General features: G+C 37.6%; 16 protein-coding genes and 4 pseudogenes. All 20 read left to right on the top strand.

Annotated elements, in window-relative coordinates:
• A complete protein-coding gene (locus tag STRIC_RS02970; protein ID WP_008088013.1) occupies nucleotides 1-582 on the top strand; it encodes a GNAT family N-acetyltransferase in 582 nt (193 codons plus the stop codon).
• Nucleotides 583-789: 207 nt separating this feature from the next.
• Nucleotides 790-3,441 carry a valine--tRNA ligase gene (locus STRIC_RS02965; RefSeq protein WP_008087961.1) on the top strand — a complete coding sequence of 884 codons (2,652 nt, stop codon included), beginning with the start codon at nucleotides 790-792 and terminating at the stop codon, nucleotides 3,439-3,441.
• A gap of 437 nt (nucleotides 3,442-3,878) precedes the next feature.
• Nucleotides 3,879-4,091 carry a hypothetical protein gene (locus tag STRIC_RS12265; RefSeq protein WP_008087948.1) on the top strand — a complete coding sequence of 71 codons (213 nt, stop codon included), beginning with the start codon at nucleotides 3,879-3,881 and terminating at the stop codon, nucleotides 4,089-4,091.
• Nucleotides 4,092-5,154: 1,063 nt separating this feature from the next.
• Nucleotides 5,155-5,301 (top strand): annotated as a pseudogene (locus STRIC_RS12065) (HD domain-containing protein); the annotation flags it as partial.
• A gap of 70 nt (nucleotides 5,302-5,371) precedes the next feature.
• Nucleotides 5,372-6,477 (top strand): IS3 family transposase gene (locus STRIC_RS02950; protein WP_156033570.1). Its coding sequence is split into 2 segments (ribosomal slippage): nucleotides 5,372-5,648 and nucleotides 5,648-6,477, totalling 1,107 coding nucleotides; the frame shifts between segments, so codons are not numbered across the junction.
• 19 nt (nucleotides 6,478-6,496) lie between these two features.
• Nucleotides 6,497-9,169, top strand: a complete 2,673-nt coding sequence (locus STRIC_RS02945; protein ID WP_008087910.1) for a CRISPR-associated helicase/endonuclease Cas3 — start codon at nucleotides 6,497-6,499, stop codon at nucleotides 9,167-9,169.
• A gap of 4 nt (nucleotides 9,170-9,173) precedes the next feature.
• A pseudogene (locus STRIC_RS02940) lies at nucleotides 9,174-10,826 on the top strand (type I-E CRISPR-associated protein Cse1/CasA).
• 12 nt (nucleotides 10,827-10,838) lie between these two features.
• A complete protein-coding gene (gene casB / locus STRIC_RS02935; protein WP_008087921.1) occupies nucleotides 10,839-11,435 on the top strand; it encodes a type I-E CRISPR-associated protein Cse2/CasB in 597 nt (198 codons plus the stop codon).
• Nucleotides 11,404-12,504, top strand: a complete 1,101-nt coding sequence (gene cas7e, locus STRIC_RS02930; protein WP_008087838.1) for a type I-E CRISPR-associated protein Cas7/Cse4/CasC — start codon at nucleotides 11,404-11,406, stop codon at nucleotides 12,502-12,504. Before casB ends, cas7e begins: the two co-directional genes overlap by 32 nt.
• Before the next feature lie 9 nt (nucleotides 12,505-12,513).
• Nucleotides 12,514-13,239, top strand: a complete 726-nt coding sequence (gene cas5e / locus STRIC_RS02925; RefSeq protein ID WP_008087956.1) for a type I-E CRISPR-associated protein Cas5/CasD — start codon at nucleotides 12,514-12,516, stop codon at nucleotides 13,237-13,239.
• Nucleotides 13,240-13,244: 5 nt separating this feature from the next.
• A complete protein-coding gene (gene cas6e / locus STRIC_RS02920; protein ID WP_008087967.1) occupies nucleotides 13,245-13,895 on the top strand; it encodes a type I-E CRISPR-associated protein Cas6/Cse3/CasE in 651 nt (216 codons plus the stop codon).
• Nucleotides 13,892-14,717: pseudogene (cas1e, locus tag STRIC_RS02915) on the top strand (type I-E CRISPR-associated endonuclease Cas1e). Before cas6e ends, cas1e begins: the two are co-directional and overlap by 4 nt.
• 1 nt (nucleotide 14,718) lies before the next feature.
• Nucleotides 14,719-15,624: a type I-E CRISPR-associated endoribonuclease Cas2e gene (gene cas2e, locus STRIC_RS02910; protein ID WP_008087938.1), complete on the top strand. Its 906-nt coding sequence runs from the start codon at nucleotides 14,719-14,721 to the stop codon at nucleotides 15,622-15,624.
• 175 nt (nucleotides 15,625-15,799) lie between these two features.
• A pseudogene (locus STRIC_RS02905) lies at nucleotides 15,800-16,738 on the top strand (Gfo/Idh/MocA family protein).
• A gap of 121 nt (nucleotides 16,739-16,859) precedes the next feature.
• A complete protein-coding gene (locus STRIC_RS02900) occupies nucleotides 16,860-17,798 on the top strand; it encodes a magnesium transporter CorA family protein (protein ID WP_008087987.1) in 939 nt (312 codons plus the stop codon).
• Between the two features lie 159 nt (nucleotides 17,799-17,957).
• On the top strand, nucleotides 17,958-18,668 hold the full coding sequence (ccdA2, locus tag STRIC_RS02895) for a thiol-disulfide oxidoreductase-associated membrane protein CcdA2 (protein ID WP_008087857.1): 711 nt from the start codon (nucleotides 17,958-17,960) through the stop codon (nucleotides 18,666-18,668).
• Nucleotides 18,669-18,681: 13 nt separating this feature from the next.
• A complete protein-coding gene (locus STRIC_RS02890; protein ID WP_008087977.1) occupies nucleotides 18,682-19,281 on the top strand; it encodes a TlpA disulfide reductase family protein in 600 nt (199 codons plus the stop codon).
• A 17-nt stretch (nucleotides 19,282-19,298) separates the two neighbouring features.
• Nucleotides 19,299-20,408: a peptide-methionine (R)-S-oxide reductase MsrB gene (gene msrB, locus STRIC_RS02885; protein WP_040831890.1), complete on the top strand. Its 1,110-nt coding sequence runs from the start codon at nucleotides 19,299-19,301 to the stop codon at nucleotides 20,406-20,408.
• Between the two features lie 128 nt (nucleotides 20,409-20,536).
• Nucleotides 20,537-21,277 (top strand): response regulator transcription factor, encoded by a 741-nt coding sequence (locus tag STRIC_RS02880; RefSeq protein WP_008087949.1) that lies wholly within the window; start codon nucleotides 20,537-20,539, stop codon nucleotides 21,275-21,277.
• Nucleotides 21,274-22,986: a cache domain-containing sensor histidine kinase gene (locus STRIC_RS02875; protein ID WP_008087897.1), complete on the top strand. Its 1,713-nt coding sequence runs from the start codon at nucleotides 21,274-21,276 to the stop codon at nucleotides 22,984-22,986. Before STRIC_RS02880 ends, STRIC_RS02875 begins: the two co-directional genes overlap by 4 nt.
• Nucleotides 22,987-23,020 lie beyond the last annotated feature (34 nt).

Raw genomic sequence — 23,020 nt, 5'->3', positions numbered from 1 at the left:
ATGAAAATCCTTGGCAAAATCGAAAATAATTGTCTCCCAGATGTTGAAACTGACCGTCTTTATCTGCGTCAACGGACGCTTGATGATGTGACGGATATGTTTTGCTATGCTAGCCTTTCTGAAGTCTGTTATCCAGCAGGTTTTCCACCAGTCAAGGCTGTTGAAGAAGAACGTGATTATTTTGAAAATAATTACCTTAAAAATCTTCAAGAAAAAGAACTACCGTCAGGCTATGGTATTACTATCAAGGGCGAAGATAAAATTATTGGTTCTTGTGACTTTAACCACCGTCATGAAGATGATGTCTTTGAAATTGGTTATTTGTTGCATCCTGATTATTGGGGCAAGAGTTATATACCAGAAGCTGTTTCTGCCTTGATTGAAGTTGCCTTTACTCTACTTGACCTCCATAAGGTAGAAATTAGATGTTTTAGTTATAACAAGCAGAGTCAGCGAGTTGCTGAAAAACTTGGCTTTACTCTTGAAGCTTGTATTCGTGACAGAAAAGATGCCCAGAATAATTGCTGTCATGAGTTGGCTTATGGTTTGCTTAAGAGTGAATGGGAGAGATATCATGATTAGTCAATTTGATATTTCAAAACTTGTTTGGATGCGTCATTCATAATCTTTTGAAATGATGGACAATAACTGGATTGAGTATCGTATTATATTTTCACCCCATACTTTCCGCCGTGGTGAAAGTGTCAGAAAGGAATTCGCTTCCGTCCATAGCCACTTAAGGAAAATATTCAAAAAGAAATTACATTAACACATCAAGAAAGGACTTATATGTCTAAAGAATTATCACCAAAATACAATCCAGCGGAAGTTGAAGCTGGGCGTTACCAAACTTGGCTTGACCAAGATGTTTTCAAGCCATCAGGCGACAAAACTGCTAAACCTTACTCAATCATTATTCCACCACCAAATGTTACGGGTAAACTTCACCTTGGACATGCTTGGGATACAACCCTTCAAGATATCATCATCCGCCAAAAACGCATGCAAGGCTTTGATACCCTATGGTTACCAGGGATGGACCATGCAGGGATTGCGACTCAGGCTAAAGTAGAAGAACGTCTGCGTGAGCAAGGTATTACTCGCTACGATCTTGGCCGTGACAAATTCCTGGAAAAAGTTTGGGATTGGAAAGATGAGTACGCCTCAACTATCAAGGAACAATGGGGCAAGATGGGAATCTCAGTTGACTATTCTCGCGAACGCTTCACCCTCGATGATGGGTTATCAAAAGCTGTTCGTAAGGTCTTCGTTGACCTCTATAAAAAAGGCTGGATTTACCGTGGCGAGTTCATCATTAACTGGGACCCAGCTGCCCGCACAGCCCTTTCCGACATCGAAGTTATCCATAAAGACGTAGAAGGTGCTTTCTACCACATGACTTATATGTTGGAAGATGGCTCGCGCGCATTAGAAGTGGCAACTACTCGTCCTGAAACCATGTTTGGTGATGTGGCCGTAGCGGTCAACCCAGAAGATCCTCGTTACAAAGATTTGATCGGTAAAAACGTTATCTTACCAATCGTGAATAAGCCTATCCCAATCGTTGGTGATGAGCATGCGGATCCTGAATTTGGAACTGGGGTTGTTAAGGTAACACCGGCCCATGACCCTAACGACTTTTTAGTAGGTCAACGCCATAACTTACCACAAGTTAATGTCATGAACGACGATGGAACAATGAATGAGCTGGCTGGCGAATTTGCTGGCATGGATCGTTTTGACGCCCGTAAAGCAACAGTTGAAAAGTTAAGAGAACTTGGTGCACTAGTAAAAATTGAAGAACGTGTTCACTCAGTAGGACACTCAGAACGTTCAGGTGCTGTCGTTGAACCGCGCTTATCAACCCAATGGTTTGTTAAGATGGACCAATTGGCAAAAAATGCTATTACTAACCAAGAAACAGAGGATAAAGTTGAGTTCTACCCACCACGTTTCAATGATACATTCATGAGCTGGATGGAAAATGTCCATGACTGGGTTATCTCACGTCAATTATGGTGGGGTCACCAAATCCCAGCTTGGTACAATGCTGAAGGTGACATCTATGTTGGCGAAGAAGCACCAGAAGGCGACGGCTGGAAACAAGATGAAGACGTTCTTGATACCTGGTTCTCATCTGCTTTATGGCCGTTTTCAACTATGGGTTGGCCTGATACAGATGCTGAAGACTTCAAACGTTATTTCCCAACTTCCACATTAGTTACAGGTTATGACATCATCTTCTTCTGGGTATCGCGCATGATTTTCCAATCATTGGAATTTACTGAGCAACGCCCATTCCAGAACGTTCTTATCCACGGACTTATCCGTGACGAAGAAGGACGCAAAATGTCTAAATCATTGGGTAATGGTATTGACCCAATGGATGTTATTGAAAAATACGGTGCAGATGCTCTCCGTTGGTTCCTATCAAACGGTTCTGCTCCAGGACAAGATGTTCGTTTCTCTTATGAAAAAATGGATGCCAGCTGGAACTTCATTAACAAGATTTGGAACATTTCCCGCTACATCTTGATGAATAACGAAGGTTTGACACTTGAAGAAGCTGAAAGCAATGTCGCTAAGATTGCTAATTCAGAAGCGGGTAATGTGACGGATCGATGGATTCTTCACAACCTTAATGAGACTATCGTCAAAGCTACAGAGAACTTTGACAAGTTCGAGTTCGGTGTTGCAGGCCACATCCTTTACAATTTCATTTGGGAAGAGTTCGCCAACTGGTATGTTGAGTTGACAAAGGAAGTGCTCTATTCCGAAAATGAAGCCGAAAAAGTGATGACCCGTTCTGTCCTTCTTTATACCTTGGACAAAATCTTGCGTCTTCTTCACCCAATCATGCCATTTGTGACGGAAGAAATTTTCGGACAAATCGCCCAGGGCTCAATCGTAACAGCGGCCTATCCTGTTGTTAATCCGGCTTTTGAGAATGAAGCTGCGCACAAGGGCGTGGAAAGCCTCAAAGACTTGATCCGTGCGGTTCGTAGTGCGCGTGCAGAAGTGAACGTTGCACCAAGCAAGGCCATCACCATCATGATTAAAACGTCTGACAAAGAATTAGAAAACTTCTTCACGGACAACACAAATTACATCAACCGCTTCACAAACCCAGAGAAATTAGTCATTTCATCTGACATGGAAGCACCAGAGTTGGCCATGACCAGCATCATCACAGGGGCAGAAATCTACTTGCCACTAGCTGACTTGCTCAACGTCGAAGAAGAACTAGCTCGTCTAGACAAAGAATTAGCCAAATGGCAAAAAGAACTAGACATGGTTGCTAAAAAACTTGGCAACGAATGCTTTGTCGCTAACGCCAAACCAGAAGTGGTTCAGAAAGAACGAGACAAGCAGACCGATTATCAGGCTAAGTATGATGCGACGAGTGAGCGTATTGCTGAGATGCAAAAACTTGTAAAATAGTAAAATGAGAACACAGTCGAAAGGCTGTGTTTTTTGTATAATATTACTAATAAAATTTTTAGGAAGAGTAATATGCTAGAAAAAAGTTCAATTCATAAGTTATAAATGCTTGTCATAAAAGTGGATTAAGAAATAAGATAACAAATTATTTTTGGTTAACAAGATTTATTAGTAAATCAATGAAGCAAGAAAAACTTTTTGAAAAGTGAATAAATTTTACTATAATTTCTACAATCCAAAAAAATCTATTAGATAATAGTCCTATCAAAGTGATGGGGCTATTTTTAGTATAATTTAGATTTCGGAGCTCAGTTGTCAATATCTATGCGGTTTGGTTTGATTAATCGGTTAGCTTTCGGGATGGGACTTATGCACCCAAGGTTTTGATTAACAAAACGAAAGAGAAGCGTTTTGTTTTGACGGATTTACAGTAGGAATTGTTTAAGAACACAGCCTTTTATTTTTCAGTGGCTTTTGTGACGCAGTCTGGGATTTCCATGATTAAGGCGCAGCTTTCCTTTAAAACGGATAGTGAATTGTTATCACAGGCTAAGCAGGTTTTAACTGAAAATAAGGCTGTCATAACTAAGAAACTGAACTTGTTTTTGAAGAATCTTGTGATGAGATGTGAAATCCCTTTGTTGACATAAGAGGAATTGAAGCGCGAGCAGTTGCTTAGCCAATTATAGATAGAAATTTCTGAGAGTATTATGGAATATAAGATGGATAAAGGCTATGAATGTAATGCTATCAATAAGGAACTTGAATTGGATGATTTACAAGGTTAAAGTTTCTTCAAGAGCTCACAAGGATTTTTATCAGATCTGTAACTAAATTTCAGATGTTCTAAAAGCGTTACTCACAGCCCAAAAACTTGTTGATAAATTAACAGGCTGTTTTTAGAGATTAGTCTTATTCCGTTAGGTCGCTTTCTAAGTTGATTAGAAATTAGGAATGAGGCTTCATTCGAATTATCTTATCTAAGGTTATATTTATAGGAAATTTCTTATTTTTTATATGATTATGAAGAATATGAAGTGGTATGGGTTTCTCATAGTTTAGATTCTCATAGTGATTATTTGGCACTTTTAATGGATAATGAAAAGGGTGATTAATATGCAAATTGTAGTGGCTCAAAAGGTAAAGTAAAATCTGGCTTAAATGAGTTTGGTTGACTAAGAGATCTTTTGGATGATTTGTCTTTCTGGGTAGATCGATTGACTAATGTATTTGAGGACGGTTATACCGATCTGTTTGTTATGATAAATTAGGTGACCACTGAGACCTTTTTTCTTTATCCAGTGAAAGTTGTATTTTGGCAGGAACTAGCTGAGACAGAGGCGCAGCGATGTTTCAAAAAATATCTCAGAGAATCTTTTAACAGTTAGGCTTCTCATGTAACTGATATTAGAATTTACTTGAAGAAGACGGAAGCTCTTAAAAATGAGAGAATTTTGAAAATGTGTGTAATTAGAAAATGTGTGTAATTAGAAAATGTTGCACACATTTTATACTAGTATTCGGCATAAAAAAAGCTTCTTCACCTAAAAATGTAAGCGCTTTTATGATAAAATAAGAATAACTCAATTGTATTAGGAAAGTTAACGTTTAATAGATAAATCAAAGTGATTTTAGATTTTAAACTATGATACTAAGGCTTCTCTTGTAATTATTTTAAGAGTGAGACGTATATCATAGTTAGGAGAAATATTAATGTATAGTAAGGGCGAAGATATTTTTTGGGCCAAGAAGAAGGAAAAAAATGGTAGATTGTTGTGGTTACCACTTGGACAACATTTAAAAGATACCCACGATATAGCAGGTTTACTTTGGGAACACTGGTTAGGAGAGGGACAAAAAAATGAATAGGTTACACTAAACTAGACAGAATTTATAAAGTGTTCTACACTAAAGAAAATAGGAGAATATTATGTCTAGAAAAATACGTCGCCACTTCACCGATGACTTTAAGCAACAAATCGTTGACCTTCACAATGCAGGGATGAAACGAAGTGAGCTTATCAAAGAATATGAGTTAACCCCATCAACCTTCGATAAGTGGGTACGTCAGGCTAAAACAACTGGTTCCTTTAAAACTATTGATAATCTTACAGATGAGCAGCGTGAACTGATTGAACTCCGAAAGCGTAATAAAGAACTCGAAATGCAGTTAGATATCCTAAAGCAAGCGGCGGTGATTATGGCACGAAAAGAGAAGTAATCACTGCTAATAAAGACAAATATAGCATTTCAGCCATGTGTCGTTGGTTGAACATTCCTCGTTCTAGCTATTACTACAAGGCTGTTAAACCAGTCTCTGAAGCGGAACTTGAAGAAAATATCAAAGCTATTTTTCTCGAAAGTAAGGCCAGATACGGGGCTAGGAAAATCAAGAAATGTTTGGAAAATGAAGGCATCCAGCTGTCTCGTCGTCGGATTCGTCGCATCATGCACAAACTCAACTTAGTATCCGTTTATCAGAAAGCAGCCTTCAAGCCACATTCAAAAGGGAAGAATGTGGCAGCTATTCCTAATCACTTAGCCAGACAATTTCATCAAGAAAAGCCTCTAAATGCTTTAGTAACAGACTTAACCTACGTTCGTGTCGGTAATAGCTGGGCTTATGTTTGCTTGATTATTGATCTCTTCAATCGTGAAATCATCGGTTTGTCAGTTGGTTGGCATAAGACCGCCGAATTGGTTAAACAAGCGATTCAGAGCATCCCTTACGCTCTGACCAAGGTCAAGATCTTCCATTCTGATCGTGGGAAGGAGTTTGATAATCAGCTGATTGATGACATGTTGGAAGCTTTTGGAATCAATCGTTCTCTAAGCCAAGCAGGCTGTCCCTATGACAATGCGGTAGCTGAGAGCACCTATCGCGCTTTCAAAATTGAATTTATTCATCAAGAAACCTTTCAGTCACTGGAAGAATTAATCCTTAAAACGAAAGATTATGTGCACTGGTGGAATTACCATCGCATTCATGGCAGTCTCAACTACCAGACACCCATGACATGGAGATTAATTGCTTAAAGAAAAAAGCACTTTATAAATGTTGTACAGAAAAGTGTTGCCTTTTCAAAAGCTCATAATAGACTCCCTAGAGACTAATAATGATATTGATAATTTAGGAAAGAAAGTCATACAATTTTTAGCAGCAGTCCATGACATAGGCAAAGCAAGTCCAGCTTTTCAGACTCAAAAAGGTTATTGTCATTCTGAAGATTTAGATCTTCGTCTCTTGGAACGTCTGGAACGAAATGGTTTTGAAGGAATCAGTTCACTTCAGCTGGCTAAACCTAGCAAAAGTCATCATAGTATTGCTGGTCAATATCTTTTACACTCCTATGGCGTCAAAGAAGATATCTCAACGATAATTGGTGGACATCATGATAAGCCGATTGATGAGGTTGATCATTATAAAAATCAAGGGTTATCTTATCCAAGTAATTATTTTCAAATTCAAGATTCAGGTAATGGGATTAATAAAAAGTGGAAAGATAAACAAAGAAGTATTTTTGACTGGGCGTTGGGCATAAGTGGATTTGACAGCGTTGAGAGTTTACCTAAGATTAGGCAACCCGCACAAGTTATCTTATCAGGCCTTCTTATTATGGCTGACTGGATTGCTAGTAACGAGTACTATTTCCCTTTACTATCTATTGATGATATAGCCGTAAGACATCCATTAGAACGAAAAATTTTGGGTTTTGAAAAGTGGAAAAAGACTGGGCTATGGGAACCTGGAGTTACTGTGAACTTTAATAGACTTTATGAAAAACGTTTTGACTTTCAACCTAGAAATGTTCAAATGGTGTTAGCAGATACTATAGCAAATACACGCAATCCTGGAATTTTGATATTAGAAGCTCCTATGGGGATTGGAAAAACAGAAGCAGCCCTTGTAGCAGCAGAGCAATTAGCAGCTAAGACGGGTAGAAATGGTATATTTTTTGGTTTACCAACCCAGGCGACTTCGAACGGTATCTTCTCTAGAATCGAGAAATGGCTTGAGAGTGTTCAAGGGGAATTAGAAGAAAATCTTTCTATTCATCTTGTGCATGGGAAGGCACAATTAAATGAGGACTTTTCTTGTCTGTCTGAGAATATTAATATTGACGATGCTGATAACGGTAGTGTTATTGTTAATGAGTGGTTTTCTGGTAAAAAGACGACCTCGCTAGATGATTTTGTTGTCGGGACAGTTGATCAAATGTTGATGGTGGCTTTGAAGCAAAAACATTTAGCCTTACGACATTTAGGTTTTAGTAGAAAGGTTGTGATTATTGATGAAGTTCATACCTATGATGCTTATATGAACCAATATTTGTTAGAAGTACTGCGATGGATGGGAGCCTATGGTGTACCAGTTATCATTTTATCTGCAACCTTACCTGCTGAAAGAAGAGTAGAACTTTTAAAAAGCTATATGTTCGGATTAGGAAAGGAATTCAATAAAACAGAGCGAAAGCAATTAGCCCACGAATTAAAAACAGATGCTTATCCTTTAATTACTTACAATAACGGAACTGAAGTTTGTCAAATTAAGGAATTTCAAGAAAGTAAGCATAAACGGATCATTATTGAAAAGTTAAAAGAAGATCAGCTACTCAATCTAATAAAAGACGCTCTTCGTGATGGAGGTGTAATTGGTCTCATTGTCAATACAGTCAAAAGAGCTCAGAAATTAGCTCAATATTTTGCAGAAAAACTTGGTGAAGACATGGTAGAACTACTACATTCAGGTTTTATTGCAACTCACAGGGCGCAAAAGGAAAAAGAGCTCCTACAAATGATTGGTAAGAAAGCTAAGCGACCCAAACAAAAAATTATTATTGGCACACAAGTGATTGAGCAGTCTTTAGATATTGATTTTGATATGTTAATCAGTGATTTAGCGCCGATGGATTTGTTAATCCAGCGGTTAGGACGGCTGCATCGACACGATGACATAAAGCGACCTGCACAACATGAACAACCTCATTGTTATGTTTTGGGAACAAGTGACCAGTTAGAATTTGAAGAAGGTTCCTCCTTTGTCTATGGCGATTATCTCTTGGCGAGAACACAATATTTTTTACCAGATTCTATTAATTTACCAGAAGCTATTTCTCCTCTTGTACAAAAGGTTTATGAGTTTGATATCAAATCTGAGGATGTTCCGAATATTGACATTGATGAAGTGTTATTATCCAAATATATGGAAGGACGACAGAAATATATCTCTAAAATGGAAGAGAAAAAATCAAAGGCTAAAAACTATCGTATTGCTAATCCTGTTTTGAAGCCGTCTAGAAAACGGTCAGAGAATCTTATTGGCTGGCTAAAAAATCCAAATCCTGATGAAAATGAAGAAAAAGCTTATGCGCAGGTCAGGGATATTGAAGACACTATTGAGGTTATTGCCTTAAAGAAAATCAATGATGGTTATGGCTTATTTGGAGATGAAAAAGATATTTCAGCTGATATAGTAGAAGGTGATCTGGCCAAACAAGTTGCACAAAATACCTTACGGCTGCCTTTAACATTATCTAAATTTTATAATGTTGATAAGACCATTGAGGAATTAGAAAGATACTATCTAAAGCATTTTTCTAACTGGTCTAGTTCTCCTTGGCTAAAGGGATCTTTAGGCATCATTTTTGATGACAACAATGAGTTTATAATAAAAGGTTTTAAACTAATTTATGATGAAAAATACGGCATACAAGTAGAAAGGATGTAATAATTTGAGTCGATTTAATTTGCTAGATGAGCCCAGGCTATCCGTTGTCATTGATGATCAGGGGATAACAAAAGAAGTGTCTTTACTAGATCTATTTACCAATGCTCACCACTATAAGGACCTAGCTGGTGATACAAAAACGCAGGATTTTGCCGTTTTACGAGTGCTTTTAGCTGTCTTACATACAGTTTTTTCGAGATTTGATGCAGATGGACATCCCTACGATTACCTAGAAGTGGATGAACGTTTCAGACAGGTTGAAGTTGTAGAAGAAGAAGATATTGAAGAATATGCAGAAGATCTGTACGATACTTGGGTAAAGTTGTGGGAACAAGGGAGATTTCCTGAAATTATCAGCCAATATTTAGAAAAATGGCGAGACAGATTTTATCTCTTTGATGAAGAGTATCCTTTCTTTCAGGTCAGAAAAGAGGATATTGAAGAAGTTCTAGACTTAGAAAAAACTTCTGGAACATTATATGGCAAAAATATTAATAGGTTAATTTCAGAAAGTGAAAATACATGTGCTCTATTTTCACCGAAATATAGAGCACAAAAAAATAAAGATCTATTAACAGCATCTGAGATTATTCGTTGGTTGTTAACGTATCAAGGCTATAGTGGTGCAGGAGATAAGCAGAAATTTGCTTCTCAAAGTGGCAAACATTTTATTGGATGGTTGTATGGACTAGGTGGCGTTTATTTACATGGAAACAATTTATTTGAGACTTTAATGCTTAATCTTATTCTTCCCTATAATGAATATGATAATTTATTTCATATTCAAAAACCATGCTGGGAATTTAAAAGTAGTGAAATAGTAGAACTTACAAACGTTAACAATATTGCTAGTTTATATACAATTTGGAGCAGAGGAGTTTATATTGCTCCAAATATTGATACAAATCAACCCTTTTTATGTCGAATAGCTAAAATTGGTAGAATCAGTGAACAAGACAACTTTTTAGAGCCAATGACTTTATGGAAGTATAATAAAACGGGAGTTAATCGAGATACCTTTACTCCTAAAAAACATCTATCTAATCAAGCTCTATGGCGTTCATTCGGACTTTTGACAATTGATCATATAACAAGAAAGCCAGGCATTATTGATTGGCTAAGGAAGATAAAAGAAGAGTTGGGTGATAAAAATATTATTATTTCTGCTGTTAGCCTAAAAGATGATGGTAATAAGTCTTCAATGGTTCCTACTGATGAAATTATTGATTCTTTATCCATAAATGATTTTATAGTAACTGACTTAAGGGAAAATGGTTGGGTTAATCGTATTAACGACGAAGTCGAAGAGACCAAAAAGGTTATCTCAAGAACCTATAAAAAATATATTGATGATATAAAAGAAATACGTAATATTTCTTCAAGTTTATTCACTAATCAAAAAGTGGAAGAATTGTATTTTAAAATTGATCAGCCATTTAGACAATGATTAGCAAGTATTCAGTTTGATGCTGATAAAGATGCAACCATCATGGATTGGCGTAAGATTTTAAAAAGGCTTGTGAAAGAAGAAGCAGAACAAATACTTCGTGGCGGTGGTAATAGAGATTATATTGGCATTTGGGGAGAACGCTCAGTTAAGAATATTGCAACGGCCTACAATGAATTTGAATATTGGCTTAATCAGAATTTGAAATAAAGGAGGGACCAGATGACAAAACAAAAGAAAGTGAGTGTTTCTGAGGTAACGAGAAAAATTCTAATAAAGCTAAGCAAGCAAAAAGATACCTCCTCAGGAAAAGCATTGCTAGCTAGATTACGTCAATCTATTGGAAAGCCAATTAGTGAGACAGTGGTGATATGGTCTGTTTTGTTTAAGGATTTACCAGAGGAATTTTTAGGACGCAATGGTCAGCCTAGCAATGAAGAGCAAGCTATTTTGACCACACTTCAGCTTTATGCCTTACATCAGCAGAGCCAATCTCATAGTGTACTGATTAATAGAGAGGATAAGTATCAGAATATCGGCTATTCATTAAAGCAACTGCGTCAAGGTGAGGATACAACAGCAATAGATCGACGATTCAATGTTATGATAACGGCATCAAGCTTTGAAGAATTGGTTTATCATTTAAGACATCTTATCAGTTTACTAAAAACAAAATCACCTGAAACAAAGGTGGATTACGCCAAGCTATCAGAGGATTTGTATTGGTTTTTAAGAGACTATCAGGAAAGAGTTCGCTTGTCTTGGGCGAGAGAATACTATAAACGCAATGTTAAAGGAGAAAAAGACGCTGCCAAATAATCAACACCTATTTTTAGATATTCACGCTATTCAAACACTTTCCCCATCAAATATTAACCGAGATGATACAGGAAGTCCCAAAACTGCTCAGTATGGCGGTGTCAGACGTGCTAGAGTTAGCTCACAATCCTGGAAGAGAGCGATGCGAAGATATTTTTCAGGCAACAAACAACAAAGCGATGTCGGTGTTAGAACAAAGGATATTGTAAAATACGTTGCTGATAAGATTATTGAACTAGATAAGTCAATCTCTGCTGAGGATGCTTTAAACAAAGCTGACAAGGTTCTCAATGGAGCAGGTGTCAAGACTAAAGATTTTAAGGCAAAAGCCTTGTTCTTTTTAAGTAGCGTTCAAGCTAGGAACTTGGCTCAAGCAGCAATTGATAATGTTACGGACAAGAAAGTATTACATGACATCCTAAACTCTAATGTGGCTATTGATATAGCTTTATTTGGTCGAATGGTGGCAGATGATCCGTCTTTAAATGAAGATGCTTCCTCGCAGGTTGCCCATGCCCTTTCTACACACGCTGTGCAAACAGAGTTCGATTTCTATACAGCAGTAGATGATTTAGCGCCTGAAGATAATGCAGGAGCAGGAATGTTGGGAACAATTGAATTTAATTCCTCGACCCTATACCGTTATGCTAATGTAGCTGTTCATGAATTATTGGAACAGTTGAAGGATAGGGAAAATCTCGTTAATACTTTAAATTTATTTATTGAAGCTTTTGCTAAGTCTCTCCCGACAGGAAAGGTGACTTCATTTGCCAATCAAACGTTGCCACAGGCTTTAGTGGTGACATTGAGAAATGATCGGGCAATTAGCTTGGTTAGTGCCTTTGAGAAACCGATAAAATCAAGTGAAGGTTATGTAAGAAAGTCTATTGAAAAATTATCAAGTGAATTTATCAAGGTAGAGAAATTTGTTAATGAGCCAGTGCTGACTTTTTATGTTGCTTTGGAAGATGTGGAGGCACTAAAGAGCACTGGAGGCATCGAAAAGAACTCTATTTCGGAACTGTTAAATGATTTTTATCAAGAATTGTCACATTTAATTCAAGAGTAGGTGAATAAAATGAGAACCATTTTATTAAAGTTGGCTGGTCCTCTACAATCATGGGGAACTAGTTCACATTTTGAAACCAGGCAGACCGATTGTTATCCTTCAAAAAGCGCAGTGATTGGACTAATTGCTGCTAGTCTTGGTTACCGCAGAGATGAGGATGATAAACTAAGACGATTGAATGAACTAGATTTTGCTGTACGGATTGATCAAAATGGAAATTTACTAAGAGATTATCATACTGCGAAAAAGTATAAACATAATGGTGAGTTTGAAAGAACTTATGTGACTAATCGCTACTATTTAGAAGATGCTATTTTTATTGTAGCCATTTCACATGAAGATGCAGGGCTGATATCAACTATCGAAGAAGCATTGAGACAACCTTATTTTCAACCTTTTATGGGACGAAGGAGTCTGCCTTTGAATGCTGATTTTATTTTGGAAATAACAGCTGATAGTGCGCTAGAGAGTCTGAAGCGATTGGAATGGCAGGCTTCTGAATGGTTTATGAGACAGCATTCTAATGAGACTAGTCTGACTTTGGAAATGTCTGCTGATAGCTATTTGATAAATAAAGAATCCTATCGATTAAGGCAGGATAGAGTTCGGTCCTTCTCACAAAAATCAAGGAAGTTTGGCTTTCGGTACGAAGTACGAGATCTTGTTAATGTATCAAATCCCATGGCTCAAGGGACTGAGACGCGACATGACGTTTTTGGCAGTATAGGAGACTGATCAGCATGTATATTTCAAGAGTAGAGATTGATAAGAATAATAGACAGAAAATTAGGGATCTGAGGAATATTGAGTCATATCATGGTTGGGTAGAGCAAAGTTTTCCAAAAGAGCTTGAGCAAAAGATACATACAAGAAAGCTATGGCGTATTGATCAATTACAAGGTAGTTATTATTTAATTGTGATTAGTTCAGAAAAACCTGATTTAAGGTTGCTTGAAAAGTATGGTGTAAAAGATAGTGCTCAAACAAAGTCTTATGATGCTTTGCTGAGTTCCATAAAAAAAGGGAAGCGAATGGGATTTCGTGTGGTACTCAACCCAGTCATCTCACTAGCCTCAAGAGATGGCTATCATAAAAGAGGGGTTATGAAACCCCATACGACTGTTGAGCACCAACTGAAGTACTTGCGAGATAGGTCTTTGAAAAATGGCTTTTTATTGAAGGAAGATGACTTTTCAATTGTTGAAAAAGGCTACGAAGTTTTTAATAAGGGGACATCACATCCTATTAAGCTTATTAAAGTTGTTTATGAAGGGATTTTAACTGTAAACGATGCTGATCTTTTTAGACGAACATTAATTGAAGGAATTGGCAAAAAGAAAGCTTATGGATTTGGTATGATGACGGTTATTCCTTTAGGTGACCAAAAATGAAGGAAAAATGTGGTGCCAAAAAAACTTCTTTAAAAGAACTTCCTAAAATAAGTGATAGGGTCAGCTTTATCTACGTTGAGCACGCCAAGATCAATCGAACCGACAGTGCAATTACCGTTGCTGACAGTAGGGGGATTGTTAGAACTCCAGCCGCTATGATTGGTGTTCTTTTATTTGGTCCAGGAACTGATTCTCGAAAAGCAAGCTAAATTAGTATCTAATTCGCGCTTACGCTTGCAAGTGGCTCGGAAGATGTATCAGATGAGATTTCCAAATGAGGATGTATCAGAATTGACGATGCAACAGTTACGTGGTAGAGAGGGTGCAAGGATCCGGAAAGTCTATCGTCTACAAGCTAAAAAGCACGATATTCCTTGGACGAAACGAGATTATAATCCTGAAAACTTTGAGGATGGAACACCAGTCAATCAAGCTTTATCTGCTGCTAATGTTGCTTTGTATGGTTTAGTGCACAGTGTTATCGTAGCACTAGGGATTTCTCCTGGTCTGGGTTTTGTTCACACTGGTCATGATTTATCATTTGTCTATGATGTAGCAGATTTATATAAAGCGGAAACGACGATCCCAATTGCATTTGAAATTGCAGCAAACAGCACTTTAGAAGATGATATTGGGAGAATAACAAGGCTTAAAGTGAGAGACTGTTTTGTTGATGGCAAGCTGATATCCCAAATTGTCAAAGACCTTCAATATCTTTTAGAAGTTGAAGAATCAGAGGAATTGGTCATAGATATGTTGGCTTCATGGGATGATAAAGAAAAATTGGTCAAGTACGGAGTGAGTTATAAGGAGGAATCTTAAGATGCCTTTAACGGTTATAACAGTAAAGAATGCTCCGCCTTCTTTAAGAGGGGATTTGACTAAATGGATGCAAGAGATTGCGACAGGTGTTTATGTTGGCAATTTCAATATTAAGATTCGAGAACAATTGTGGAACAGGGTACAGAATACTGTAGGCCATGGAGAAGCCACCATTAGTTTTGCCTATAGGAATGAGATTGGTTATCAATTTGATACGATTAATGCTCAGAGACAGGCTATTGATTACGATGGTATTCCTTTAGTTTTGCTTCCTAACTTATCTCAGAATGCTAGAAAAGCAGAAAATTTGGGATTTAGTAATGCTACTAAATTTAGAAAAATAAAACGGTATAAAACGAGCTATTCACAAGTTGGTGTTCAAACGACTGTTCCTTATGTTGTCATGGACATTGAGACCGATGGTCTGGATGAAAACGAACATTCGATTATAGAAATTGGTGCTATTAAGGTTAATGATTCAGAAATAGAAGAGTTTCATTATTTGGTAAAATACAATAAAGTTTTACCTAAAAACATAGTTACTTTAACAGGTATAAACCAAGAACTTTTGAAGCAACAGGGTAAAGAGATTCAAATGGTACTTCAGGAATTTTTAGAGTTTATTGGAGATCTAAAGCTTGTAGGTTATGGAATTGGATTTGATATTAAATTTATCAATAATGAATTAAAAAAGTTAGGCTACCCTCTATTAGAAAATGAAGCATATGATTTAATCAAGTATGTCAAAAAAGAAAAATTATTCTTAGATGACTACAAACTTCAGACAGTATTGAAAGCTTACAAAATAAACGAAGCTGTTCCTCATAGAGCTCTTCTTGATTCTCGATTAATTTATCAGCTATCTACCAAAGTGAATAAATTTATTGCAAAAATCAATCAAAAGTAGCGGTTTCATAGGGATCTTTTAGTGTTTTACCCGCACACGCGGGGGTGATCCCCACCGTTTTCCGTTCTGTGTCCAAACTCAAGTGATTTTACCCGCATACGCGGGGGTTGTTTCATAAATTTCTTTTTGTCTTCCATATGCTATAATAACCTTATCAAGGTTTAAGGAGAATGTGATGTCTAAGGTCAGGTTCGGGATTGTGTCGACGGCGCAGGTGGCGCCACGCTTTATTGAAGGGGTGCGCCTTGCTGGCAACGGTGAGGTTGTCGCTGTGTTTAGTCGTTCTTTAGCTAGGGCACAGTCTTTTGCTAAGGCTCATGGTTTGCCAAAGGCATTTGGTTCTTTAACAGACATGCTTTTAGATGACGACATTGATGCGATTTATGTTGCTAGTATCAATAGTGACCACTATGAGGCTGCTAAAGCCTCTCTTTTAGCAGGAAAGCATGTGGTGGTTGAAAAGCCTTTCACTTTAACTTCTGCACAGGCTGAGCATCTCTTTCAGCTAGCTGAAGAAAAAGACCTCTTTTTAATGGAGGCGCAAAAATCAGTTTTTATCCCCATGACAGGAGTTATCAAGAACTTGCTTACTTCAGGAGACTTAGGTGACATCGTTTCTGTTTCATCAACGACAGCTTACCCCAATATTGACCATGTGACTTGGTTTAGAGAATTAGTACTTGGAGGTGGCACGGTTCATTTTATGGCACCTTATGTCTTGTCTTATTTGCCCTTTATTTTTAACACCTCTATTAGTCAGATTAAGGGCAAAGTGATAGCCAATCTAAGCTAGTTTTAGAACTTTCAAATGGCATTTTGGCAGATATCTTTTTAACCACACATCTTAAATTAGCTCATGAGCTAGTGATTTATGGTACAAATGGTCATCTTATTATTCCTAACTTTTGGAAAACGACTCATGCAAGATTGATGAAATCAGATGGTAGCCATCAAGTGATTGAAGCTACTATGGCTAGTGACTTTGAAGCAGAGGCTTATCACATCAGTCAAATGATTCTTGAAGGACGATTGACTAGTCCCTATGATGACTAAAGAAATGACTTTAGAAGGCATAAGGGCTATTGAAAACCTTTATCAGAGCTGGGGAAAATGATTTTTTGGCCATACTGAAAATAAATAGTATTAACTTAGGAAAATAGGAGTCGAAGGGCTTGTTATTTTCCTTTTTTTAAGTCATAATGAAGGCAAGATTAGTTCTGGTGAGGAGGACTCTTATGACACCGGCAATTGACTATCGTGGGAAAATCACATTAATTAACTTAGATCGTTTATCCAAGGCAGAAGAAAAAGAATTAGTAGGTGGTAGCACCATAGATGCTGAAATTTTTGACTATGCCAGAGATAAAAACGAAACCTCTTTTATGGAAGAAAATCAAGGAAGATTGACGGTTGTTTATCAAATATTGGAACAACAAAATAAAGCCTATCATCCTAATCATATTCCTCGGGTTTTGCCCATAACCCTCTTTTTAGGTCAAGGTGATTTGTACATCTTAGGAACCCAGCAGGGCTTATCCTTGATAGAGGAATTATTTGATGATCTGGACCAGGACCATTCCCCAAAACATGTGGTCTTTCAACTTTTAACGTCTTTTGCTAAGCAGTATGTGCCCTTAATGGAAGAAATTGCCATCCAAAGAGATCAGCTCATCCAATCTTTACGACAAAAAGCCAATAAAACAAACCTTGAAAGCCTAGCCAATCTGCAAAGTGGGACTGTTTATATCTTGATGGCATCCAAGCAGAATGCACAGATGCTATCTGAGTTAAATGAGTTTCTCAGTCAAAAAGACTTATCAGAAGAAGAGTCAGAGCAGTTGCAAGATGCTATTATTGAGGCGCGCCAGTTATCTAATATGTGTGACTTAAATGCACGTGTCTTGAAGGAAATTTCCTCCTCTTATAATAACGTTCTAAGTAATAACCTCAATAACAATGTGACCAGTTTGACGATTTTTTCCATTGGGATTTCAATCATAGCTATGGTCACTAGCTTTTATGGTATGAACGTTAAGCTTCCTTTTGCTAAGGTTGATCTCGTTTGGCTTTGGATTGCTTTAGTAACGGCTTTGGTAGCTACTATTATCATGTTAATCATGTATATCTATGTGCATAAAGGCAATAAAAAATTTAAAACAGCTGATTCAGACTAAAAAAGTATACTGCGGTATGCTTTTTTGTTTTGAAAATATTAGCAATCGGATAAATGTTTAGGAGAAATCATATCAAATTCAAGTTTTTTCATGTGATTTTCTATGGTTTCCTCTCAAGAGATTCGGTAAAATGATAGTAACTTAAGAAAGGAGTTCACCATGGAAGTAAGTTTTATTTTTGTCTTCTCTGTTTTTGCAGCGGGAGTCTTATCATTTTTCTCACCTTGTATTTTTCCGGTACTACCTGTTTACCTTGGTATCCTATTGGACTCTGACGATTCAAGGACGGTAACCATTTTTGGTAAAAAAATCTATTGGTATGGTGTTGTAAAGACGCTTGCCTTTATACTTGGTTTATCGACTATTTTTGTCATTTTAGGCTATGGCGCTGGCTTTTTAGGAAATATCCTTTATGCCGCTTGGTTCCGTTACTTATTAGGTGCTATTGTCATCCTTTTGGGGATTCACCAAATGGAACTGATTACGATCAAAAAACTTCAGTTTCAAAAGTCCTTCCAGTTCCAAAATAAAAAAGAACGCAATGCAATAGTGAACGCATTCTTACTCGGCATTACCTTTAGTTTTGGATGGACACCTTGCGTTGGACCTGTTTTGAGTTCTGTTTTAGCTTTGGTGGCTTCTGGAGGCAGTGGTGCTTGGCAAGGTGGCTTATTGATGATTGTTTATACCCTAGGTTTAGGGATTCCATTTTTGCTCTTGTCTTTTGCTTCTGGAATCATGTTAAAACAATTTAATAAGCTTAAACCACACATGTTGTTATTGAAAAAACTTGGCGGTGCCTTAATTATAGTCATGGGTCTACTATTAATGACTGGACAACTCAATAACTTAGTTAATCTATTTGGATAGAAGGAGAATAACAATGGCAAAAGGAAAAATGGTAGCAGCAGGAATGGCTTGCTTAGCTCTCTTAACAGCTTGTTCTGCTAAAGATAAGATGACAAACAATGATATGACAAAGAATCAAACCAGCATGGCTCAAAAGGATTCTAAAATGATGACAGACAAGAAGATGTCAGATACTAAGGAGATGCCTAATCAAGGCAAAGCAGTCGACTTTGAGCTAAAGGATATCAATGGTAAGACCTACCGTTTAGCGGATTTTAAAGGGAAAAAAGTCTACCTTAAATTTTGGGCATCTTGGTGCTCTATCTGCTTATCCACGCTTGATGACACTCAAAAGTTGGCAGAAATGTCAGATAAAGATTATGAGGTGATTACAGTGGTTTCACCAGGTCATCAAGGGGAAAAATCAGAAGAAGACTTCAAAAAATGGTTTTCTGGGACAGATTTCAAACAACTACCAGTCCTTCTGGACCCAGAAGGCAAGTTGATTCAAGCCTATGGGGTACGCTCATACCCAACGGAACTCTTTATTGATAGTAAAGGCAATGTTGCTAAAAAACATATCGGCTATGCTAAAAAAGCTGATATTGAAAAGAATCTCAAGGAGATTAATTAAGGAAAGGAGTCTCATTTATGGAAAACAAATGGAAATGGATGCTAATATTGTCTGCTTTCCTACTCATATTAGGAGGTGCTTTCATGATTTTTCAAAAGGGCTATGCTAATGGTTTTGGATCTGGGCAACCCAAATTACCGGCTAAAAAATCAAAAGTCACATCAAGTCATAAATCTGATTTACCAGTCATCCCTAAAGACATTTATTTAGCAGGTGGCTGTTTCTGGGGAGTGGAAGAGTATTTTTCTCAAGTAGATGGTGTTATTGATGTGGTCTCTGGCTATGCCAATGGTCGAGGTGAGACAACCTCTTATTATCTCATTTCCCAAACAGGTCATGCCGAAGCGGTACATGTGACTTATGATGCCAATCGGGTTAGTCTCAGAGACATTCTCCTTCATTATTTTAGAATTATTGACCCAACTAGTCGTAACAAGCAAGGTAATGACAAGGGAAGTCAGTATCGAACTGGTGTTTATTACACTGACAAGGCTGATTTGGCAGTCATTGATCAGGTCTTTAAGGAGAAAGCCAAGGATTATGACAAAGAGATTGTGGTGGAAAAAGAGCCCCTTAAAAACTTTGTCAAGGCTGAGGAATATCATCAAGATTACTTAAAGAAAAACCCAAATGGCTATTGTCATATCAATGTCAACGAGGCCACTTATCCAGTTATCGACCAAGCCAAATACCCTAAACCAAGTCAGGAAGTCATCAAAAAGAAATTAAGCAAGGATGAGTACCGAGTGACTCAAAAAAATGAAACCGAAAGAGCCTTCTCAAATCGCTATTGGGACTCTTTTGACAAGGGGATTTATGTGGATGTGGTTACTGTTGAGCCTCTCTTCTCATCAAAAGATAAATTTGAATCAGGATGTGGCTGGCCTAGCTTTAGTCGTCCTATCAGTCCAGACGTCTTACGCTACAAAAAAGATCATAGTTTCAACATGACTCGTACTGAGGTACGTAGTCGCTCTGGAAATTCTCATTTAGGGCATGTCTTCACAGACGGTCCAAAAGAAGAAGGTGGCCTACGCTACTGTATTAATAGTTTGTCAATTAGTTTCATTCCTAAAGACAAAATGGTAGAAAAAGGATATGGTTACCTCTTATCATCAGTTGACTAGAGTTTTCAAGCCATTCTTTGCTATAATAGAATAAGAAAAATCAGATCAGTTGTCTTGTCTTATAGCAACTGGTCTGATTGTGATTGGAGAAGATTTGTCCAGATAATTGGGATGTTAAGGAGAAAAATGTGTACTCACTTTTGATTGTAGAAGATGAATACCGTGTCAGACAGGGAATTCGGTCATTAATTGATTTTGCTCAGTTTGAGATTGATAGGGTAGAAGAAGCTGAAAATGGTCAGATAGCTTGGGAACTTTTTCAGGCTAGTCCTTTTGACATTGTCTTAACAGATATCAATATGCCTAAGTTAAATGGTATCCAATTAGCAGAATTGATTAAGGCTCACTCTCCACAGACCCACCTTGTTTTTTTAACCGGATATGATGATTTTAATTATGCCCTTTCCGCTCTTAAGTTGGGAGCAGATGACTATCTCTTAAAGCCTTTTTCTAAATCAGATGTTGAAGACATCTTGGCAAAGGTTAAGACAAAACTGGAGATTTCTAATAAAAATAAGGTCCTTCAAAGCTTGATTGACCATTCTGAAAGTGAGGCTTCTGATATCGCTCAGGCTATCCAGGAGCACTTAGGACATTCTGGGCTTACCCTCAAAAGTCTGGCGAGTCAGTTAGGTTTTAGCCCCAGTTATTTCAGTGTCTTGGTTAAAAAGGAGTTGGGTATGCCCTTCCAAGATTATCTGGTTCAAGAGCGTCTCAAGAAAGCAAAGCTTCTCTTATTAACGACAGATTTAAAAGTCTACGAAATTGCTGAGCAGGTTGGATTTGAAGACATTAACTATTTTTCACAACGCTTTAAACAATTAGTAGGCGTCACCCCTCGCCAGTTTAAAAAAGGAATCAATCAATGAAACGCTACCCACTTCTGGTTCAATTACTGACTTATTTTTTTCTCATTGTGATTGTGTTAACAACAACTTTGGGACTTTTGTATTATCAAACCAGTGCTCGTAATATTAGGCAATTAATTGAGAGGGATACCCGACAGAGCATCAGTCAAAGTTCTCAATTTATTGACGCTTATATCAAACCGTTGAAAGAAACAACATCAGCTTTAGCCAATCATCCTGACTTGAGAGCATTTGCTAAAGAAACACAAAGACCGCAGGACCCTAACGTTTTACAATTAATGCAGACAGTTTTGGCGACCAATTCGGATTTAGTGACAGCTGTTCTTGTGACCAAAGATGGCCGTATGATTACGACAAACCCCAAACTCAACATGAAGACCTCTCATGATATGATGGCAGAGCCATGGTATCAATCAGCTATTGATCAAAAAGCCATGCCAGTTTTAACGCCAGCTCGGCAATTGTCCTTTCATTCCAAAAAAGATTGGGTGGTTTCGGTCACTCAGGAGATTGTTGATGAAACTGGAGGAAACTTGGGAGTCTTGCGCTTGGATATTGGTTACAATACGCTTAAATCGTCTTTAGACCAATTACATCTTGGCAATAAGGGATTTGCTTTTATTGTTAATGACAACCATGAGTTTGTTTATCATCCTAAAAAAAGAGTCTATAGTTCTAGTCGTGAAATGGCGGCTATGAAGCCTTACTTGGCTATAAAAAATGGCTATGCAACTGATAAGTCCTCTTACATTTATCAACGAGTGATTCCGGATAGTCACTGGACCTTAGTGGGTGTAGCCTCGCTAGACCAACTTCATCGCGTGCAAAATCAGATTTTATGGTCCTTTTTAGTGACCGGGTGTTTGGCTGCCATTATCTGTGGCTTAGGAAGTATGCTGGTTTTAAGAATGTGGCTCAATCCTCTCAAACAATTTCAGTCAGTTATCTTAGCCATACAAGAAGGTGATTGTCACTTGAGAGCCAAAGAAGAAGGGTCACAAGAATTAGTTTCTTTAGCAAGACAGTTTAATGCCATGTTGGATCAAATCGACAGCTTGATGATTTCAGTAGCTGATCAAGAAAAGGCTATTGGGCAATACCGCTTGCAGGCCTTGGCCAGTCAAATCAATCCCCATTTTTTGTATAACACCTTAGACACCATTATTTGGATGGCAGAGTTTAATGACAGTAAGCGCGTGGTAGAGGTAACCAAGTCCTTAGCCAAATATTTTCGATTAGCACTCAATCAAGGCAATGAGCTGATTCGCCTGCAAGATGAACTAGATCATGTTGCACAGTATCTTTTTATTCAAAAACAACGCTATGGAGACAAATTAACCTATGAGATTAATGGTTTAGAAGATTATCAAGATATGGTCATTCCAAAATTAGTGTTACAGCCCTTAGTTGAAAACGCCATTTATCATGGCATCAAAGAGGTGGACCGTATCGGTATCATTCGTGTTAGTCTTTCTGAAGATCAAGAACACTTACTCATTTCTGTTTGGGATAATGGCCAAGGAATGTCTTTTGACGCAGAAGCAAATAGCCAACACCTATTAGAGCGTGGAGGTGTGGGACTAAAAAATGTCGATCAACGCTTACGCTTACACTATGGTAAGGGGTATTATATGAGCATCAATAGCCAAGCTGACGCTTTTACAGAAATTGTTCTTCATCTTCCAAAAGAATCCTTAAAGCAAAATTGATTGAGTGAAATCGCTTTTGAGCTATCCTTATCTA

This window comes from Streptococcus ictaluri 707-05 (assembly GCF_000188015.2).
Lineage (GTDB): Bacteria > Bacillota > Bacilli > Lactobacillales > Streptococcaceae > Streptococcus > Streptococcus ictaluri.
The sequence above is the reverse complement of the archived record's forward strand: the minus strand, read 5'-3'. Positions and strand labels throughout refer to the sequence as shown.

What these genes read in the sequence shown, in the direction of transcription:
- ccdA2 (WP_008087857.1), top strand. Translation starts at nt 17,958, where the DNA reads ATGGAAGTAAGTTTTATTTTTGTCTTCTCTGTTTTTGCAGCGGGAGTC.
- cas7e (WP_008087838.1), top strand. Translation starts at nt 11,404, where the DNA reads ATGTTAAAGGAGAAAAAGACGCTGCCAAATAATCAACACCTATTTTTA.
- STRIC_RS02890 (WP_008087977.1), top strand. Translation starts at nt 18,682, where the DNA reads ATGGCAAAAGGAAAAATGGTAGCAGCAGGAATGGCTTGCTTAGCTCTC.
- STRIC_RS02900 (WP_008087987.1), top strand. Translation starts at nt 16,860, where the DNA reads ATGACACCGGCAATTGACTATCGTGGGAAAATCACATTAATTAACTTA.
- casB (WP_008087921.1), top strand. Translation starts at nt 10,839, where the DNA reads ATGACAAAACAAAAGAAAGTGAGTGTTTCTGAGGTAACGAGAAAAATT.
- cas6e (WP_008087967.1), top strand. Translation starts at nt 13,245, where the DNA reads ATGTATATTTCAAGAGTAGAGATTGATAAGAATAATAGACAGAAAATT.
- STRIC_RS02945 (WP_008087910.1), top strand. Translation starts at nt 6,497, where the DNA reads ATGTTGTACAGAAAAGTGTTGCCTTTTCAAAAGCTCATAATAGACTCC.
- cas5e (WP_008087956.1), top strand. Translation starts at nt 12,514, where the DNA reads ATGAGAACCATTTTATTAAAGTTGGCTGGTCCTCTACAATCATGGGGA.
- msrB (WP_040831890.1), top strand. Translation starts at nt 19,299, where the DNA reads ATGGAAAACAAATGGAAATGGATGCTAATATTGTCTGCTTTCCTACTC.
- STRIC_RS02875 (WP_008087897.1), top strand. Translation starts at nt 21,274, where the DNA reads ATGAAACGCTACCCACTTCTGGTTCAATTACTGACTTATTTTTTTCTC.
- STRIC_RS02970 (WP_008088013.1), top strand. Translation starts at nt 1, where the DNA reads ATGAAAATCCTTGGCAAAATCGAAAATAATTGTCTCCCAGATGTTGAA.
- STRIC_RS02965 (WP_008087961.1), top strand. Translation starts at nt 790, where the DNA reads ATGTCTAAAGAATTATCACCAAAATACAATCCAGCGGAAGTTGAAGCT.
- cas2e (WP_008087938.1), top strand. Translation starts at nt 14,719, where the DNA reads ATGCCTTTAACGGTTATAACAGTAAAGAATGCTCCGCCTTCTTTAAGA.